The sequence below is a fragment of the Ruegeria sp. CDSA033 genome, from assembly GCF_059612305.1.
Genome location: NZ_JBXWQI010000001.1, coordinates 299,550 through 317,287 on the forward strand (window position 1 = coordinate 299,550; position 17,738 = coordinate 317,287).

The 17,738-nt window shown below is 57.6% G+C and carries 16 protein-coding genes; 9 read left to right on the forward strand and 7 right to left on the reverse strand.

Going from position 1 to position 17,738, the window contains the following annotated elements:
* Window positions 1-4: 4 nt before the first annotated feature.
* Complete coding sequence (locus tag AC2FLA_RS01555) at window positions 5-892, forward strand: DMT family transporter (RefSeq protein ID WP_496719968.1); 888 nt, start codon at window positions 5-7, stop codon at window positions 890-892.
* Here the strand turns inward: AC2FLA_RS01555 and AC2FLA_RS01560 are convergent, their stop codons facing one another.
* The 3 genes from AC2FLA_RS01560 to AC2FLA_RS01570 all read right to left on the reverse strand — a co-directional run bounded on the left by AC2FLA_RS01560 (window position 893) and on the right by AC2FLA_RS01570 (window position 4,055).
* Complete coding sequence (locus AC2FLA_RS01560) at window positions 893-2,713, reverse strand: M3 family oligoendopeptidase (protein WP_496719970.1); 1,821 nt, start codon at window positions 2,711-2,713, stop codon at window positions 893-895.
* A gap of 68 nt (window positions 2,714-2,781) precedes the next feature.
* Window positions 2,782-3,765 (reverse strand): alpha/beta fold hydrolase, encoded by a 984-nt coding sequence (locus AC2FLA_RS01565; protein WP_496719972.1) that lies wholly within the window; start codon window positions 3,763-3,765, stop codon window positions 2,782-2,784.
* Window positions 3,765-4,055: an SCP2 sterol-binding domain-containing protein gene (locus AC2FLA_RS01570; RefSeq protein ID WP_058273875.1), complete on the reverse strand. Its 291-nt coding sequence runs from the start codon at window positions 4,053-4,055 to the stop codon at window positions 3,765-3,767. The genes AC2FLA_RS01565 and AC2FLA_RS01570 overlap by 1 nt, the downstream gene beginning before the upstream one ends.
* A gap of 69 nt (window positions 4,056-4,124) precedes the next feature.
* Here AC2FLA_RS01570 and AC2FLA_RS01575 point away from each other — a divergent pair, with 69 nt between their 5' ends.
* From AC2FLA_RS01575 to AC2FLA_RS01600, 6 genes are all read left to right on the forward strand, one after another.
* Window positions 4,125-4,694 carry a tetratricopeptide repeat protein gene (locus AC2FLA_RS01575; protein ID WP_233494683.1) on the forward strand — a complete coding sequence of 190 codons (570 nt, stop codon included), beginning with the start codon at window positions 4,125-4,127 and terminating at the stop codon, window positions 4,692-4,694.
* Window positions 4,695-4,716: 22 nt separating this feature from the next.
* On the forward strand, window positions 4,717-7,548 hold the full coding sequence (locus AC2FLA_RS01580) for a helicase-related protein (RefSeq protein ID WP_496719974.1): 2,832 nt from the start codon (window positions 4,717-4,719) through the stop codon (window positions 7,546-7,548).
* A 6-nt stretch (window positions 7,549-7,554) separates the two neighbouring features.
* Window positions 7,555-7,920, forward strand: a complete 366-nt coding sequence (locus AC2FLA_RS01585; protein WP_496719976.1) for an RNA-binding S4 domain-containing protein — start codon at window positions 7,555-7,557, stop codon at window positions 7,918-7,920.
* A 66-nt stretch (window positions 7,921-7,986) separates the two neighbouring features.
* The gene (gene fdxA / locus AC2FLA_RS01590; RefSeq protein WP_058273871.1) at window positions 7,987-8,325 is read left to right on the forward strand and encodes a ferredoxin FdxA; all 339 of its coding nucleotides are present in this window, start codon (window positions 7,987-7,989) and stop codon (window positions 8,323-8,325) included.
* A gap of 285 nt (window positions 8,326-8,610) precedes the next feature.
* The gene (locus AC2FLA_RS01595) at window positions 8,611-9,129 is read left to right on the forward strand and encodes a CarD family transcriptional regulator (protein WP_058277666.1); all 519 of its coding nucleotides are present in this window, start codon (window positions 8,611-8,613) and stop codon (window positions 9,127-9,129) included.
* A gap of 116 nt (window positions 9,130-9,245) precedes the next feature.
* Window positions 9,246-10,013 (forward strand): potassium channel family protein, encoded by a 768-nt coding sequence (locus tag AC2FLA_RS01600; protein ID WP_058277667.1) that lies wholly within the window; start codon window positions 9,246-9,248, stop codon window positions 10,011-10,013.
* Here the strand turns inward: AC2FLA_RS01600 and cobS are convergent.
* The gene (cobS, locus tag AC2FLA_RS01605) at window positions 10,010-10,774 is read right to left on the reverse strand and encodes an adenosylcobinamide-GDP ribazoletransferase (RefSeq protein WP_496719978.1); all 765 of its coding nucleotides are present in this window, start codon (window positions 10,772-10,774) and stop codon (window positions 10,010-10,012) included. The genes AC2FLA_RS01600 and cobS overlap by 4 nt on opposite strands.
* 79 nt (window positions 10,775-10,853) lie before the next feature.
* Between cobS and cobT the strand changes: the two genes are divergently transcribed.
* Complete coding sequence (gene cobT, locus AC2FLA_RS01610; RefSeq protein WP_496719980.1) at window positions 10,854-11,867, forward strand: nicotinate-nucleotide--dimethylbenzimidazole phosphoribosyltransferase; 1,014 nt, start codon at window positions 10,854-10,856, stop codon at window positions 11,865-11,867.
* Window positions 11,868-11,895: 28 nt separating this feature from the next.
* On the opposite strand, the gene AC2FLA_RS01615 is transcribed toward cobT, so the two are convergent.
* Window positions 11,896-13,776 carry a monovalent cation:proton antiporter-2 (CPA2) family protein gene (locus AC2FLA_RS01615; RefSeq protein WP_496719982.1) on the reverse strand — a complete coding sequence of 627 codons (1,881 nt, stop codon included), beginning with the start codon at window positions 13,774-13,776 and terminating at the stop codon, window positions 11,896-11,898.
* Window positions 13,777-13,795: 19 nt separating this feature from the next.
* Window positions 13,796-14,251, reverse strand: a complete 456-nt coding sequence (locus AC2FLA_RS01620) for an Lrp/AsnC family transcriptional regulator (RefSeq protein ID WP_058273865.1) — start codon at window positions 14,249-14,251, stop codon at window positions 13,796-13,798.
* A 146-nt stretch (window positions 14,252-14,397) separates the two neighbouring features.
* Between AC2FLA_RS01620 and hppD the strand changes: the two genes are divergently transcribed.
* Window positions 14,398-15,495, forward strand: coding sequence for a 4-hydroxyphenylpyruvate dioxygenase (gene hppD, locus AC2FLA_RS01625; RefSeq protein WP_496719984.1), 1,098 nt, complete (start codon window positions 14,398-14,400; stop codon window positions 15,493-15,495).
* Window positions 15,496-15,561: 66 nt separating this feature from the next.
* Here the strand turns inward: hppD and AC2FLA_RS01630 are convergent, their stop codons facing one another.
* On the reverse strand, window positions 15,562-17,718 hold the full coding sequence (locus AC2FLA_RS01630) for a hypothetical protein (RefSeq protein ID WP_496719986.1): 2,157 nt from the start codon (window positions 17,716-17,718) through the stop codon (window positions 15,562-15,564).
* Window positions 17,719-17,738: the final 20 nt, after the last annotated feature.

The following is a 17,738-nucleotide window of genomic DNA, read 5'->3' on the forward strand; positions in this document are numbered from 1 at the left end:
AAGGATGCCCGACACCAAAGAGAAGCAGCCACTCTTGCAAAACGGGCTGGTTCTTGGGTTTCTTGCGGCTTTCCTGTGGGGCACGCACAGCGTCATAGTCCGCTACCTGACCAGCGATCTGGGAGGGCTGCAAATTGCGGTAACGCGCCTGTTCATCGCAGCCATCGCCATCTATTGCATGCTGCGCGTGATGCGGGTCGCTGTTTTAATCCGGTTGAATGACTGGAACTTTCGGCTGGCCGTTCTGTCCACTGTGGTCAACTACATCCTGTTCCACATCGGGCTTGAACATACCGGTGCAGCCAATGCCATGGTTCTTGAGAACACGGCGCCGTTCTTTGTTCTTATGTTCCTGTACTTTTTTGCCGACACGCCCGTTACGCGCTCAGACGTACTTGCCACGGGATTGGCGATTTTCGGCGTGTTCCTAACGGTTTATCAGGATTTCCAAGGCGGTGGAGAGCCCCTGTTCGGAGACTTGCTTGAAATCGGAGCAGGCCTAAGCTGGGCGGTTTTCCTAATCTCGAGCAGCCGGGCGATGCGAAATTCTGAAACGACCGGAGAACGTCTGAACTTCCTATTTGGGATATTCTTGTGCTCGGGTGTGCTTTTGGTCCCGCTGGCCGCATTTTCACTGCAAATACCAACGGCCAACGATGTCGTGTTCCTGATTTTGTTGGGGGTGCTACCAACCGCTTTGGCCTACTACCTCTGGTACGAGGCCGCCGCGCGGGTTTCGACGTTGACTGCGACCTTGATGTTCGCCGCATCCGTGGTGTTTACGTTCATCAACTCAGCCCTGTTTCTGGGGGCCGCAATCACGCCGGTCGCGGCCCTAGGGGCTGTGTTGATTGTGGTCGCCATTTTCCTGACGACCAAAAGCCAGAAGTGACTAGTTTTCCATCGCTTCCAGCTCGTCGATAAAGCCAGAAATCATCGACAGACCCTTGTCCCAGAATTTGGGATCGCTTGCATCCAATCCGAACGGGGCCAACAGTTCCTTGTGGTGTTTGGACCCACCAGCGCGCAACATTTCGAAATACTTGTTTTCGAACCCATCCGCACCGCTTTCGTAGACCGAGTATAGCGCATTCACCAAACCGTCACCGAACGCATAGGCGTAGACGTAGAACGGTGAGTGGACGAAGTGCGGGATATAGGCCCAGAAGGTCTCATACCCTTCCATGTATTCGAACGCCGGGCCAAGGCTTTCGGCCTGAACGCTCATCCACAAAGCGTTGATGTCAACCGGGGTCAGCTCGCCTTCGCGACGGGCGGCGTGCAGTTTGCATTCGAAGTCGTAGAAGGCGATTTGTCGGACAACTGTGTTGATCATGTCCTCGACCTTGCCGGCCAGCAGCACCTTGCGCTGTTCCGGAGTTTCGGCCTTGTCCAACATCTTGCGGAAAGTCAGCATTTCACCAAAGACCGACGCCGTTTCAGCCAGCGTCAGTGGGGTAGAAGACAGCATCTCGCCCTGATCGGCCGCCAGTACCTGGTGGACGCCGTGCCCCAACTCATGCGCCAGTGTCATCACGTCGCGCGGTTTGCCCAGATAGTTGAGCATCACGTATGGATGAACCTCGGTGACGGTCGGATGCGCAAACGCGCCCGGAGCCTTCCCGGGCTTCACGGCCGCGTCGATCCAACCCTTCGAGAAAAACGGAGCCGCGATTTCACCCATGCGGGGATCGAAGGCAGTATAGGCGTCCATCACTGTCTTTTCGGCTTCATCCCAATCAACGATGCGGGTGTCTTCCATCGGCAGCGGAGCGTTACGATCCCAGACCTGCATGACATCCAGACCCAGCCATTTGCGTTTCAGCTCATAATAGCGATGGCTGAGCTTGGGGTAGGCGGCCACGACCGCCTCACGCAGAGCCTCAACGACCTCGGGTTCCACGTCATTGGACAGGTGGCGACCGGTTTGCGCGGTCGGCATGTTGCGCCAGCGGTCGACGATTTCCTTTTCCTTGGCCTGCGTGTTGTGGACGCGGGCAAAGGTCTTGATGTTGTCCTGAAACACAGCGGCCAACTCGCGCGCGGCCGCTTCGCGTTTGGCGCGGTCCTGCTCGGTCAGAAAGTTCAGGGTGCCTTCAATGTTCAGTTCTTCGCCATCAACAGTGAAGGTCAACCCGGCAATGGTTTCGTCAAAAAGACGCTCCCACGCGTCGCCAACAACGCCGAGGTCGTGCAGGAATTTCTCAAGCTCGTCAGACAGTTGGTAGGGTTTCATCGCGCGGATGCGGCGGAAGACCGGCTCGTACCGCGCTAGATCGGCATTCGCATCGAAATGCGCCTTCAGGACATCATCGTCGATGCGGTTGATTTCGAGCGTGAAAAACACCAAGGGGGTGGTGAAGATGGTGATCTTTTCCTGCATGTCGGACAGAAATTTGGCACGCTCGGCATCTGTGGTCAGCTGATAGTACCGCAGACCAGCAAACGACATGATGCGCCCGGCGATTGAATTGATCTTCTCATTGCGCTCGACGCAGTTCAGCAGACCCGCAGCATCCAGATCAGCCAGCTTACCCTCGTAGTTTTCGGCAAACGAGGCACATTCCTTTTCCAACCAGTCCAGATCGCGGGACAGTTCGGGCGCGTCCTCTGAGGTGTAGAGATCGGTCAGATCCCATTCCGGCAGGTTGCCCAGATTGCCGGCACCTCCGGCAGCATTTGCGTCTCGGACGGGAAAGGGAAGGTCGCGCATGGATCACCTCGATAATAGCTTTCGCCAACATCTAGGCGCGCGAGACGGGGATCACAAGCGGTGCGTGATCAGACTTCGGAAGACAGAACCGGTTCCGGCACCGCGTCAGTTTGCGCGGCTTTGAAATGAGCGGCCAACTGGTCAAAGACCGGCCCGCGCACGTCGGGCGCTTCCATCAGAACTTCGTGTTCGCCGTCCGGGATTTCGACCAAAGTGCCACTGGGCCAGTTCGCCATGCGGGCGCGAATAGCCTTGCGATCGACAATCTGTTCATGGCTGCCAAGAAAGGTAAGACACGGCGTATCCGGTGCGGTCTGGTCCATCAACCAGACGCATTCATCCAACGCTTCGCGCAGCCAGATTGTCGAAGGCGCACCAAGCGCCAGTTCGGGCTGTGCAGTCAGTTGATCTTTCATCATCTGGAACATGTCCGGATCGCGGGTCAGTACATTACCCTCGAACGGTTGGGAGGCCACATAGCTTTCCAAGGACGTAGTTGGTGGTGTTTTTTCCCCCAACCCGATCCTAGGCCCCCAATAGGCGGTCAGACGGCTGAGCGGTTTCATGATCGGAGTAAAGAAAATGCCCCACATGGGCCCGGTAAAGGCACAGGCGGCAAAGCAGTTCTTTTCCAAAGCCGCGCGCATACCGATGGCCCCGCCCATGGAATGTCCGATCACGAACCAAGGCTTCGGCAGGTTCAGTTCGGTTGCCAGATCCAGCGTGGCCTGAACGTCTTGTTGATAGTCCGTGAACTGTTCGACATGCCCGACGCGTGGGTCATCCAGCAACCGGTCGGCCAAGCCCTGACCGCGCCAGTCGACAGCCAGAAACGCAAAGCCGCGATCCGTAAACTCAGCCGCGCAGTTGCCGTATTTTTCGATATATTCGGTGCGACCGGGAAACATCATCACCGTGCCGCAGGTATCGCCTTCGGGCAGCCAGTGGCCAACCCGAATGCGTGTGTTGTCCGCTGTGTTCAGCCAATGAGCCTGACCACCGGCGGGGACGCCGGCCATGTCTGCAAAGAAAGGGGCCGGCGACAGGTCCATCAGGCCAGCGCCGATGCCAGTTGCATGGCAACGCCCATGTCACCATCCACGGTCAGCTTGCCCGACATGAACGCGCCAGTGGGGTTCAACTCACCGCTGAGTATTTGTTCGAACGTGTCCGCATCGGCGTTCATGGTGACGTCTGTTTCTTCGTCACTGACGCGCGCGCCGCTTGCGTCCAGAACGATTGAGCCCAGATCTGCGATGGCAAATTTTGCCGACGCGGTAAAATCGCCGCCCGACAGTTTTTCGTTCAACGCGGCTGCCGCTTTTTCCAGAGTGTCGCTCATGTTTCTCCTCACTATGTTTGTGCGCCGGGAATGGACATCCGCGGGCGCAGCGCTACACTGAACGTTGTTATGAGCATTGCAAGCACCAATCTCAAAGGTATCGTCGCGGCAACAGCGCTTCTAGTCACGTTTTCCATTCCTTCTTTCGCCCAAACGGCGGATTCCAAGGATGAGGAACAACTATTGCTGCAACTGTCGGAGGCAACCCCCGAACAGGCGATGAACATAGATCGTCAGCTCAAGGCGCTGTGGGCGCAGTCTGGCTCGGCCTCGGCGGATCTGTTGCTTGAGCGCGGGCGCGAGGCGCTGGAAGATGGCGACTCTCTGGCCGCGATCCAGCATCTGACTGCGCTGACTGATCACGCGCCGCAATTTGCCGAAGCCTGGCACGTGCGGGCATCGGCCTTTTTCGGGATCGAACGTTTCGGCATGGCTGCGGCTGATCTGGAATACGCCTTGACGCTGAACCCCAACAACTACGAGGCTATCTACGGATTGGGACTGATTTTTGAGATCGTCGATCGACCCGACAAAGCGCTGGACGCTTATGAGCGTGCTTTAGCTATACATCCCCATCACGAAGAAGTAACCAATGCCGTGAATCGACTGAAGCCCCGGGTCGAGGGCTCGGCCCTCTAACAAGCTGGGGCAGGGGGCAAAGGTGAGCGGGTCAACCCGAATCGTGGCCGTACTGGGCCCGACCAACACAGGTAAAACCCATTACGCGATTGAGCGGATGCTGGGGCACCGGACAGGTGTGATCGGCCTGCCGCTGCGTCTGCTGGCGCGCGAGGTCTATGACAAGATCGTCGCGATCCGCGGGCCGTCGGTCGTTGCCCTTGTGACGGGTGAAGAGCGGATCGTTCCACCGCGTGCTAAGTATTGGGTCTGCACCGTTGAGGCGATGCCGGAAGGCATGGGCGCAGATTTCGTAGCCATCGACGAAATCCAGCTGTGTGCAGATCCCGAGCGTGGTCATGTTTTCACCGACCGTCTGCTGCGGTCGCGTGGAACGAATGAGACGCTGTTTTTGGGCTCTGACACTTTGCGCGGACCGATTGCGGCGCTGGTGCCCGAAGCGCAGTTCATTCGCCGTGAACGAATGTCTCAGCTGGTTTATTCCGGTTCGAAAAAGATCAGCCGCATGCCCGCACGCAGCGCCATTGTCGGGTTTTCGGTCGATAACGTCTACGCCATTGCCGAGCTGCTACGCCGCCAAAAGGGCGGGGCCGCCGTGGTCATGGGCGCGCTTAGCCCGCGGACCCGGAATGCGCAGGTCGAGCTGTATCAGAACGGTGAGGTGGACTACCTCGTTGCGACAGACGCCATCGGAATGGGTTTGAACCTTGATGTGAACCACGTGGCGTTTTCGTCGCTGACCAAATTTGACGGTCGAAGGATGCGTCCACTGGCCCCAAATGAACTGGCGCAGATCGCAGGTCGGGCAGGGCGCGGGATGTCGGATGGCACCTTTGGGGTGACGGGTGAAGCCCCGCCGCTGGACGAAGGGGTCGCACAGGCGATCATGGACAGCCGGTTCACGCCGATGAAGAAACTGAACTGGCGGAATGCCGCTTTGCGGTTTGGCTCGGTTGAGGCCCTCATCGACTCGTTGGAAGTCAGCCCTGACAGCGAACATCTGATCAAGGCCCGACCCGCAGACGACCTGAACGCACTGAAATCGCTGTCTCAGGAGGCCGAAGTCATCGCTCGCGCTAGCGATGGACCGTCCGTCCGATTGCTGTGGGATGTTTGCCGAATCCCCGATTTTCGCGGTATCAGCCACGCGGAACACGCCAGCCTGCTCGAAGTGATCTACGGGCACCTGTATGAACGCGGCACTATCCCTGACGAGTTCATGGCGCGGCAAATCCGCCGCATCGACAAATCAGACGGGGATATTGATGCACTGTCCAAAAGGTTGGCATATATTCGCACCTGGACATATGTTGCGCAACGAAACGGATGGGTGCGTGACGAATCACATTGGCGCGCGGAAACGCGCATTGTAGAAGACAGGCTGTCGGACGCTCTGCATGATCGTTTGACTCAGAGATTTGTGGACCGGCGCACGTCAGTGTTGTTGCGCCGGCTCAAACAGAAGGAGGCCCTTTTGGCCGAAGTAAATGACAAGGGTGAAGTGACCGTCGAAGGAGAATTCGTCGGTCGTCTGGAAGGGTTCCGGTTTACCCCGGACAAAAGCGCACAGGGAACCGAGGCGAAAGCTTTGAAATCGGCCTCTCTGCAAGCACTCGCACCGCAATTCCATCTGCGTGCAGACCGCTTCTACAACGCGCCCGATACCGAAATTGATTTTACCGATCAGGGTGGCCTGATGTGGGGTGAGTATGCTGTTGGCAAGCTTGTTGCCGGGGCAGAACCCCTTAGGCCGATGGTCGAGGTTTTTGTGGATGAGGCCGCAGGCCCGGATGTCGAACAGAAAGTGCAGCGGCGTTTGCAGCATTTCATCGACCGAAAGGTTGCCGCCCTGTTCGAGCCGCTGCTGAACCTGTCGCGCGACGAAGAGCTGTCAGGCCTGGCCAAAGGGTTCGCCTTCCGCATGGTTGAAGGGCTAGGCGTTTTGCCGCGCGCCGGTGTTGCGCAAGAGGTCAAAGATCTGGATCAGGACGCACGTGGAGCGCTGCGTAAGCACGGCATCCGGTTTGGTCAGTTCACCATCTTCATGCCGCTGCTACTGAAACCTGCGCCGACGCGCTTGCGTTTGGTGCTGTGGGCGCTGGCCGGTGGATTGCAGGAATTCCCTGACGCGCCGCCTCCGGGCCTAGTCACTGTTCCGGTCGCCAAAGGCGCGCCCGAGGGCTACGATACCATGTGCGGTTACCGCGATGCGGGCGAGCGTTCGATCCGTATCGACATGCTGGAGCGTCTGGCAGACATGCTGCGCGCCGAAGACAGCCGGGGTGGTTTCGAGGCCAAGCCCGATATGCTGTCGATCACTGGCATGACGCTTGAGCAGTTCGCGGATCTGATGCAAGGGCTGGGCTATAAGGCCGAGCGCGGTGAGCGTGAAAAGGTCAAAGCCGCACCGGTCGAAGCCGAAAAGCCCGCGACTGATGTGACGGAACAACCCGCCGCCAAAGAAACCCCGACACCCGAGGCAGAAGTCGAAGAGGTCGTCGCGACCGCCGAGGCGCCAGCCGAGGCCACCGAAAGCACCGAGGCGGTAGCCGAGGCTCCAGCAAGCGAACCCGCCTCAGACGAGACCGAAGTTGAGGTGTTCTACACTTTCACCTGGGGTCGTCAGCGCCCGGCCAATCGCGCTCCGCGTCGTGAACAGCGGCAAGGGCAGGGGCCGGGCAAAGGCAAGCCGCGCGGCAAACCGCAGGATGGTCGCGGCAAGCCGCAAGGCAAGAAGGGTGGCAAACCGCAAGGTGGCAAGACGTTCTCATCCCGTCCGCCCCGGAAGGAAAAGGCGATCGATCCCGATAACCCGTTTGCAGCAGCGCTTATGGGTTTGAAGGACGGCAACTGATCTGCGATGGCCGAGGCCAAGCTGCGGATCGACAAGTGGTTGTGGCAGGCGCGGTTCTTCAAGACCCGCAGCCTGGCCGCCAAACAGGTCAGCGGCGGTCATGTCCGGTTGAACGGAAACCGGGTTCTGAAGCCGGCACAGGCCATTGGGCCCGGTGACGTTCTGACCTTCCCCCAAGGCCGTATCGTGCGCGTAGTACGCGTCGAAGCACTGGGGGAAAGGCGTGGCCCGGCGACCGAGGCACAAACGTTATACTTCGATATGACGGAAAAGAAGGACGTGCCTCCTAAGAATCCGGGATTTGAGGGAAAGGGTCGTCCAACAAAGAAAGATAGGCGCGCGCTTGATCTTTCTCGCCCCCGGGATGGATGATCCTACCTTGAAGAGAAGGCCAGACTGAATTAGCTAGACGCCCAAACCGAGAATGGGAATCCCACAATGACCTATGTCGTCACCGAAAACTGCATTGGCTGCAAATACACCGACTGCGTCGAAGTGTGTCCGGTGGACTGTTTTTACGAAGGTGAGAACACATTGGTCATTCACCCCGACGAATGCATCGACTGTGGTGTGTGTGAACCCGAATGCCCTGCGGACGCCATTCGTCCCGACACTGAGCCTGGCATGGAGCAGTGGGTCGAGTTCAACCGGAAATTCTCGGAGCAGTGGCCGGTTATTGTTACCAAGAAAGACCCCTTGCCTGAAGCGGAAGAGCGTGACGGCGAAGAGGGCAAGATGGAGAAGTATTTCTCCGAAGCACCCGGCGAAGGCGGTTAAGCGATTCGGTAACTGAACCGGGTAGTTTGAATAGCGGTCTTCTGCTGTATCGCTCTGAAAAGTCTGGGGTTTCTTCACCATTGTGGGGGCCGGACTTTCGGGCGTCGCAATTTTGTGATATACTCAGAAACTGAATGATGAATGAGATGGGGATGACTCCGTAAGTATGTACGCTTTGGAGTTCTGATTTTTTGACAAACTTACCGCCTGACCGGGCCTGATATTGGCGCGGTTTGGGGTCTTTTGTTGTCTCTGCCTCTCTCTCGTAACCAAGGATGAACCTGTATGTCTAAGTCGAAAAAGCTTGAGTTCCGCCCGAACGATTATGTTGTCTACCCCGCCCATGGTGTGGGCCAGATCATTTCGATCGAAGAGCAGGAAGTCGCGGGATACTCGCTCGAGCTGTTCGTCATTTCTTTTGAAAAAGACAAGATGACCCTGCGGGTGCCGACCAACAAGGTTACCGAATCCGGCCTGCGGTCCCTTAGCTCTCCTGACGTTATCAGCCAGGCAATGAGAACCCTGAAGGGTAAGGCCAAGGTGAAACGTGCAATGTGGTCGCGCCGGGCGCAGGAATATGAACAAAAGATCAATTCCGGTGATCTGATCTCGATCGCCGAGGTTGTGCGCGATCTGCACCGCACTGATGACCAGCGCGAGCAGAGCTATTCTGAACGTCAGCTGTACGAAGCCGCGCTGGAACGCCTGACCCGCGAAGTCGCGGCTGTGTCCGGCGCAGGTGAAGTATCGGCGGCCAAGCAGATTGATGAGGTTCTGACCTCGCGCGCGGCCGCGGCTGCCTGATCGCTTTTCAAGTCAATTTTCTGGCCGCTCCCGTAAGGGGGCGGCTTTTTCGCGTTGATGGCTTGGTGAAAGCGCCGTTTACGGCTAATTTTCCAGCAAGAAGAGGCGCGTAGACAGTGAACCTAAAACAGACAGTCAAATATCTATATATCGGCCACGACCCCATTTCCGTCTGGTTTCGCTATGGCTTGATCCTGTTTGATGCGATCACCATCGTTTTCTTTGTCGCTACGGCAAATGGCGAACACGGCACGGGATTCACCGTTGCCAGCCTGATCATTGGGTTCTTCATCGTGCTGGATTTTTCGGCGCGGATGTGGATTTCGAAAGATCGCTGGAAGCTACTGCGCCAAGTCTACACGATGGCCGACATAGTTGTGATCGTCTCGCTGTTTCTTGATCTGTTTCTACCTTGGAATCTTGCGTTCCTGCGTATCTTACGAGCGCTACGCCTGATCCATTCCTATCACCTGCTAAGGGATCTGCGACGGGACAGCGATTTTTTTCGCACGCATGAAGACGCGGTGATCGCGGCGATCAACCTGTTGGTTTTCGTATTCGCCACGTCCACCGCTGTTCTGGTGTTCTTCATCCCGGAAAACAGCCCGCACGCCTATATCGATGCGCTTTACTTCACCATGGCAACCCTGACGACCACCGGGTTCGGAGACATCACGCTGGCGACCCCGGGGGGCAAATTGTTTTCGGTCTTCATCATGATCGTCGGCGTGGCGTTGTTTGTCCGGTTGGCGCAGGCGATTTTCATGCCGCAGAAAGTACGCCACAAATGCTCAAACTGTGGCCTGTATCGTCACGATCCAGATGCGGTTCACTGCAAGCATTGTGGCGAAACCCTGAGGATCGAAACAGGCGGGACGACTTAGATCGTTGCAACCAATGCCGTAAGGAACGCAAGCTCTGCCAGTTGTTGCGAAGCGCCCAGAACATCGCCCGTTTGACCTTTGATTTTGGCCTTGGCGATGAATGCCAGGATTCCAACAATCAGCGCGGAAAATACCGTTGCCATCAGCGCGCTTGGTCCGATCAGCAGCAGCGATAAGACGACCGCAAGGCCAAAGCCGATCGCCGCTGTCTCGGCCTTTGGGCCGCCGACCGAATGGCTCAACCCGCTGTTTCTGGCGTTGGGTAAAGCTGCCATGAGGATTGGCATGACTGCGCGTGAGACGATGCAGGCCGCCAGAATACCCGCAAATGCGTTGGCCGACAGAAGTGCTGCGATCAGCGCGACGCGCAGCAGTTGGGCGAAGATCAGCGTCAGAACGCCGTAAGCACCGATATGGCTGTCCTTCATGATTTCCAGGCGGCGTTCGGTGGTGAACCCGCCCCAAAACCCGTCAACCGTGTCGGCAAGCCCGTCTTCATGCATAGCGCCGGTGGCGATCACCAGCACCGCCACAAGTATCACGGCGCTGGCGAATGCGGGCAGGCCGAATGCACCGGCCGTCCAACCGACGGCACAGGCCAACACCCCGACGACCAGCCCCACCAGGGGAAAGGCCCAGGCCGCATTGGCCTGCCGCGCAAACAGATATTCCGGCAGGCGCGGCATCGGCAGACGCGTCAACAGGACCAGCGACAGCGGAAAATCCCACGCGGAAAACAGTTTGGTGTCGTTTTTGTTCACTCCCGCGCCTTTCGGGGTCTTGTTGGATCGGACGCTTCGGTTAAACACAGAGGACCACTCTGATGCAACGAGGCTTTGGATGCTGCCGGAATTAAAAGACCTGAAAACCCTTCGCGAGGCCCTGAGTAACGCTCCGGGACCGGATGGCAATGCGCTGCAAGGTGCTGCTGAGCGTAACGGACAACTGACTAAACCCCCCGGCGCATTGGGCCGGCTTGAGGATTTGGCAATTTGGTATGCGAGCTGGCGTGGGGATGCCCGGCCGCAGATCTCGGCCCCTCAGGTCATCGTATTTGCGGGCAATCATGGCGTCACAGCGCAAGGCGTGTCGGCCTTTCCGCCCGAGGTGACTGTTCAGATGGTCATGAACTTTGAACATGGCGGCGCGGCGATCAATCAGCTGGCCAAAGCGGCGGGCGCGACGATGAATGTGCACGCGCTGGATCTGGATCGACCGACCGCGGATTTCACCGCTGGTCCCGCGATGTCCGAAGAAGAATTGCTTGAGGCCCTGCGCGTGGGCTGGACCGCCGTGGACCACAATGCCGATTTGCTTGTGGTTGGAGAGATGGGTATCGGCAACACGACCCCGGCGGCTGCCATCGCATGCGCTTTGTTCGGTGGCGACGCCGCAGACTGGACTGGGCGTGGCACTGGGGTAGACGATGCCGGTTTGGCCAACAAAACACGCGTCGTGGCCGAAGGCATCGCCTTGCATGGCGGGTCGGGTGACGGGTTGGAAATCCTGCGCCGTCTGGGCGGGCGTGAAATCGCGGCCATGGCCGGGGCCATCGCCGCTGCGCGTGCCTTGCGTATCCCGGTTATACTTGACGGCTTTATTTGCTCGGCGGCTGCAGCCTGTCTGGCAAACATGTCCGAGGGCGCATTGGATCACACGGTTGCAGGCCACCAAAGTGCCGAAGGCGCACACGCCGCTGTGTTGGCCAAGTTGGGCAAAGAGCCATTGTTGAGTCTTGGATTGCGTTTGGGCGAAGGCTCGGGCGGGGCGCTGGCGATCAACATACTTAAATGCGCGGTCGCGTGCCATTCCGGCATGGCGACATTTGCCGAAGCAGGTGTTTCGGACGGCTGATCAAACCGCCTGATCCGGTAAGACCGGGTCAGGCTGATTTCTTTGCGTGTTTCTCGGCCAGTTCCAGCAGCTCGGTTTCCAGGTCTTTCTCAAGCTGCCGCGCTCGTTCGATGTATTTCTTGTTGTCACCGGTTGACATTCCGGGAATCCACAGCTCTGCCAGGTCACGCACAGAGGCGCGGTCGTGGTGATAGAATGTCTGCTCGGCCTGAGCCGCCTCGTATTCGCTCAGACCTACGTTTTCCAGGACATAGCGACCTGCCCGTAGTGATCCGTCGAACATCTCGCGGACAATGTCATTCGCTCCGGCCTGATACAATTGGTAGACATGGGTACGATCACGTGCGCGGGCCACAATGTGCAAATCCGGTCGCTGACGCCGGGCAAAGCCGACCAAACGTGTGACTTGCTTGGGGTCATCCATCGCGGCGACCAGAACAGAAGCTTTTTCAAGCCCGGCGGCACGCAGCAGTTCTGGCCGCGTGGGATCACCCAGAAATCCTTTGACGCCAAAACGACGCATCAACTGGATTGTCTCAATATCGTGGTCCAGTACGACGGTCTTGAACCCGCTCGCGCGGACCAACCGGTTCACGATCTGACCAAAACGCCCAATTCCGGCGATGATGACTGGGCCTTTTTCGTCAATCTCATCGGGCTCGGCCTCGGGGACGCCATCTCCCATACGGCGCGACAGCAAATCGAAGATGATGAACAGCAGCGGGGTGATCAGCATTGTCAGGGCGATGATCATCAGCAGTTTTTGCGACAAATCCGGTGGGATGACGTTTTGTTGCGTTGAAAAGGCCAACAGCACAAAGCCGAATTCGCCTGCCTGCGCCAAACCCAATGTGAACAACCAGTGATCTCGACCGCGCAGCCGGAACGCACGACCGACCAAATACAGGATGATCCCTTTAGCCAGTATGACCAGCAGTGCCAAACCGATCAGGTCCAGTGGGTCGTTGAAGAAATAGCCGACGTCAATTCCAGCGCCGACCGTGATAAAGAACAGCCCCAGGAAAAGTCCCTTGAACGGTTCAAGGTCGCTTTCCATTTCGTGGCGGAATTCTGAGCTTGCCAGAACAACACCCGCCAGAAACGCGCCCAGAGCAGGGGAGAGTCCGACTAGTGTCATCAGGAAGGAAATGCCCACGACGATCATCAGCGCTAGCGCCGTATACATTTCGCGCAGCCTAGTGGCGTGGATGAACCTGAACAGTGGACGCGTCAGGTAGATGCCAGCCAGAATGACGAAGGCAACTGCGCCGATGGTGACCAGCGTAACGGCCCAGCCGGGCAGGCCCTCGACCAGTGACAAGCTATGATGTCCGGCCTCATGCAGCGCATCCGCGCCACGGTCGATTGAGCCGTCGTTTTCGATATGAGGCATTGCAGGCAACGCCAAAAGCGGCAGCATCGCCAAAATGGGAATGACCGCGATGTCCTGCGTCAGAAGCACTGAGAATGTCGCCCGACCTCCATTTGTCTGCATCAACCCCTTTTCCGACAACGTTTGCAGCACAATCGCTGTGGATGACAGAGATAAGGTTAACCCGACGGCTAGTGCGACCGACCAAGGGTGATTTGCATATATGGCAACTGCAGCGATGACTGCGGTGGACAGCAACACCTGCAGACCGCCTAGTCCCAGGAGCCTGTCGCGCATGTCCCACAAGGCGCGCGGCTCAAGCTCGAGCCCGATCAGAAACAGCATCATGACGACACCGAATTCAGCCACGTGCTGCAGGCTTTCGGTCTCGGCCCCCACAAGCCCGAAGACTGGGCCAATGACAATGCCAGCGGCCAGATAACCAAGAACTGAACCCAACCCCAGACGTGCCGACAAGGGCACTGCTATCACGGCGGCAGCCAGATAGATTGAAGCCTGGTAAAGGAAATCGTCCATGTTTGTCCTCTCGGTCCGGTCAGGTGGGCAATGGCGCGTCGCGTTTAAGTTGGTCCATAACGATCTGGCTGTGCACCCGTGCCACTGCAGGATGCGGCAGTATCACCTGGTGAAGCAAGCGGTTGAGCGCGGAAAGATCGTCGCAATAGACGTGCAGCAGGTAATCTGCCTCTCCGGTCATCGTCCAGGCGCTGGTGATCTCGGGGCGGGTGTCGACCATGCGGGCAAAACTCGCGGATTGTTCCGGGCCATGTGTGCCCAAATGCACCTGAATGAACCCTTGGACCTGTAGGCCAAGTTTTAGGGGATCCAGCCGTGCCGCATATCCGGTGATATAACCTTCGGCCTCAAGCCGCTGACGGCGGCGCCCGGCCTGGCTTGGTGACAGGTTCAGCATTTCACCCAATTGATGCGCGGTCAGATGTGCGTCCTTTTGCAGGGCAGACAACAGTCGCGTATCGGTGGAATCCAGCATATGCGGAATTTCTCCAAATTTTCCCAAGTTCATGCGTGATTTACGCATATGATTATAGTTTACACGAAAACTATGCGCAGAAACAGCGCTCGGTAAGGCGTATTTTGGAATCAGCAAAGAAATTCCTGTTTTTACGGAGACGCGCCATGGGTCCTTTCCCGCACAACGCCCCGAAATCTGTCATCAGCCCTGAAAATCCAGCCGGAACCGATGGGTTTGAATTTGTCGAATTCGCCCATCCCGAGCCGCAAGAACTGCGCGATCTTTTCACCAAAATGGGGTTCGAGTTGGTCGGACACCACGCGGACAAGCCTCTGGTTGAGCTGTGGCAGCAGGGGGACGTGACCTACATCCTGAATGCCCACCCGGAGAGCTTTGCCGCCAAGTTCGTGGCCGAACACGGCCCCTGCGCCCCTGCCATGGGATGGCGTGTCGTGGACGCGCAGAAAGCCTATGAACACGCGGTGTCAAAAGGGGCCGAGCCTTATGACGCGGCGGACAAGACCATGAATGCTCCGGCGATCAAGGGTATTGGCGGTTCGCTGATCTATTTCATCGATCAGTATTATGAAACATCGCCTTACAATCAGGAGTTCACCTGGGACAAACAATCCAAACCGCGCGGCGACGGGTTCTATTACCTCGATCACCTGACGCACAACGTGTACAAAGGCAACATGGACAAGTGGTTCAAGTTCTACGAGAGCCTGTTCAACTTCCGTGAAATCCGCTTTTTTGACATTCAGGGTAAATTCACAGGCTTGTTTAGCCGCGCCCTGACCTCGCCCTGCGGCCGGATCCGTATTCCGATCAACGAAGACCGGGGCGAAACCGGGCAGATCGTATCATACCTCAAGAAGTACAAGGGTGAAGGTATTCAGCATATCGCGGTGGGAAGTGAGGATATCTACGCCTCGACGGATGCGATTGCGGAAAAGGGTCTCAAGTTCATGCCGGGTCCGAACCAGGCCTATTACGACATGTCCAAGGAACGTGTCGTGGATCATGATGAACCTCTGGACCGGATGATCAAGCACGGCATCCTGATTGACGGCGAGGGCGTGCTGGACGGTGGCGAGACCCGGATCTTGCTGCAAATCTTCTCGAAAACCGTGATCGGCCCGATCTTTTTTGAGTTCATTCAGCGCAAGGGCGATGATGGGTTTGGTGAAGGGAACTTTAAGGCTCTGTTCGAATCCATTGAACGCGAGCAGATTGAAAGCGGTGAAATTTCAGCTGCTTAACGGCGTAAGGTAATTCACTAAAGGGCGGTCGGGGATATCCCTCGGCCGCCTTTGTTTTTTGAACCGTCAGCTCCGCGGCATTTTCAGCGTCAGGTTTCTTCCGCGCTTTTGGTAGCGCAATTCGCTGTCGCCAATGGCGATAACATTGCCGCCGTCCAGTCTGTCTCCGACTTTCAGTTTTTTGTACCGACCACTGGGCAACCGGACCAGCGCGCGCCGATTGGCCGGGGTCCCGTAAACCCCAATCAGGTTCAGCTTGCGCAGGTTGAGCGCATTGTCGATAGTCGCCTGCCGCGCCACCGAGGCGGTCGACGGGATCTTCGGTGCCACGGCCTTTGGTTGGAAAGAACCAGCTTCGTCCGAGCTTTGATCGACCGCTGCAGTCGATCCAAGATTGGCGGTGCTTGTGTTTGTACTGGCCGGGCGGGCAAGTCCGGCTGGTCGTGTTTTGGGGCGCGGAACGCGAACGACTGCCAATGCCGTTGGCGTTTCGTCAATCCGGGGGCTGCTTTGCAGGGACTTGGGGCGCAACTTAGGACGCAGAACCGCCAGTTCTTCGCGTGTGCGTCCGCCAAGTTGTTGCCGTTCAAAGCTTTCCAGCAAGTTGGCGGGACGTGGATTTGGCCGTTTCTGCGCTAAGCGGGCTGTAGGATCTTCCTCTATCGGCTCTTGCTCGAATCGAACTGGAACTGCCGGGGGAACCTTGGCGGGCCGGCCAAGGTAAACGACTACTCCGTCGGGGTTCAGGGTCCCTTCGGCTGAAGGCGTGACGAGGCCGCGTTCGTCCAGATCAAACTGGACTCCGGCCTGAGCGGGCAGGGCGTTTTGTTCAAACGGCAGGTCAGTTTCAAAGCTGCTGACGGGGGGCAGCGCCACCGCGTCCTGTGACAAGTCAGTGCTGTCCAGGGATGCCAGATACAGGTCCTCTGGCGACTCCAGGACCGGATCGGGCAAAGGTTCGGGGGCGAAGATCTGGATGCCTGTTTGTGACGAGATTTCCGCTGGTGCAGGCTCTTGTCCCACCGGTTCGACCTGGGTCGGTGCCACGTTCAGCGCTTCGAGGATTGCAGCATCGGTCGCGCTGAGATCAGCGGCGGTTTCTTCAACAGGTTCGGTTTGCGACTCTTCCTCTGGCGCGGTTGCGACCGCCTCGGGTTCGAATTCAAGCTCCGGATCGCCGTCAACTTCCTGTGTCTCGGCGATTTGCTCGTCGGATGCGAGGTTTGGCACAGTTTCTTCAATCGAAACCGCCTCAGCCACTGAGGATTCGGTGTCGTCAGATCCAGTCAACGACCACACGGTCAGAGCAATACCAGCAACGAGAGTGGCCGCCGCGGCTGGAACGGCGTAGCGGTTGATCGGAGGTGTGGCTTTCGTTTTGCCAGCAATATTCGCGTTGGGCGCTGAACGAAACTCCGTCGGGGTCTCAGTATCAGCGATCGCGTGAATGGTAGGGCCATCATCTTCGTTGGCAGGTTCTTCACCCTCAGCGGGTTCCTCTGCTGCGGTCGCATCGGACGCGGAAGGAAACTCCGTTTGGTCCTCGGTTTCAGCGATCGCCCGATCAGCAGCAGATTCATTTTCTTTTGCGGACTCTTCTACCTCAACCGTGTCCACTGCGCCGGCCGTGTCGGGGGCTGAAGGAAACTCTGTCGGGGTCTCGGAATCTGCAATCGTGTCTGCGATAGGTCCTTCATCAGTTTTGGCAGAATCCTCAACCTCGAACGGTTCCGCTTCAACGACCGTGCCGTGGGTTTCGATCTCGAATCGAGGTTCAGACGGAAATCCCTGACCTTCGATCGGGGTTGAATACTGCACCGGAACAAACCCGTGCTCGGCGGCAAATGTCCGGGCCTCATCCAGGGTTTGCCTGGCGACAGCGGCAATATGGGTTGTCGGACCGATGGTTGCGGTGTCAAAGGCGAGCTCATCCAGCGCATAAGGAGTTGCCTCGTTTAGTTCCGCCCGCACTTTTTCAGCGCTTTCCTCGGGGCTTAGGCCCTCTGTTGATACGGACAAAAACCGCACCTGATCTGCTGGTATCACCAGCTTGCAGTTCAGGTCGTTTTCAAGGGCAAAGCCCTGATCCCGCAATGCGATGATTTGTGTATTCAGGTCGGGCGCATCCAGAGCAACCTCGCCAATGCAGTACCAGTCACCATCCGAATGGTGGTGCAAGGATATTCCGGTCGAAGAAAAAGACAGCGCAAAGGCGGGTTTCATAATCCGGAAAAACCATAGTT

Excerpts from the sequence above, each read along its gene's own strand:
- AC2FLA_RS01620 (WP_058273865.1), bottom strand. The coding sequence starts at position 14,251 with ATGCTGGATTCCACCGATACGCGACTGTTGTCTGCCCTGCAAAAGGAC.
- AC2FLA_RS01585 (WP_496719976.1), top strand. The coding sequence starts at position 7,555 with ATGGCCGAGGCCAAGCTGCGGATCGACAAGTGGTTGTGGCAGGCGCGG.
- AC2FLA_RS01560 (WP_496719970.1), bottom strand. The coding sequence starts at position 2,713 with ATGCGCGACCTTCCCTTTCCCGTCCGAGACGCAAATGCTGCCGGAGGT.
- cobT (WP_496719980.1), top strand. The coding sequence starts at position 10,854 with ATGCTGCCGGAATTAAAAGACCTGAAAACCCTTCGCGAGGCCCTGAGT.
- AC2FLA_RS01565 (WP_496719972.1), bottom strand. The coding sequence starts at position 3,765 with ATGGACCTGTCGCCGGCCCCTTTCTTTGCAGACATGGCCGGCGTCCCC.
- AC2FLA_RS01595 (WP_058277666.1), top strand. The coding sequence starts at position 8,611 with ATGTCTAAGTCGAAAAAGCTTGAGTTCCGCCCGAACGATTATGTTGTC.
- AC2FLA_RS01615 (WP_496719982.1), bottom strand. The coding sequence starts at position 13,776 with ATGGACGATTTCCTTTACCAGGCTTCAATCTATCTGGCTGCCGCCGTG.
- AC2FLA_RS01630 (WP_496719986.1), bottom strand. The coding sequence starts at position 17,718 with ATGAAACCCGCCTTTGCGCTGTCTTTTTCTTCGACCGGAATATCCTTG.
- hppD (WP_496719984.1), top strand. The coding sequence starts at position 14,398 with ATGGGTCCTTTCCCGCACAACGCCCCGAAATCTGTCATCAGCCCTGAA.
- AC2FLA_RS01570 (WP_058273875.1), bottom strand. The coding sequence starts at position 4,055 with ATGAGCGACACTCTGGAAAAAGCGGCAGCCGCGTTGAACGAAAAACTG.
- fdxA (WP_058273871.1), top strand. The coding sequence starts at position 7,987 with ATGACCTATGTCGTCACCGAAAACTGCATTGGCTGCAAATACACCGAC.
- AC2FLA_RS01555 (WP_496719968.1), top strand. The coding sequence starts at position 5 with ATGCCCGACACCAAAGAGAAGCAGCCACTCTTGCAAAACGGGCTGGTT.
- AC2FLA_RS01575 (WP_233494683.1), top strand. The coding sequence starts at position 4,125 with ATGAGCATTGCAAGCACCAATCTCAAAGGTATCGTCGCGGCAACAGCG.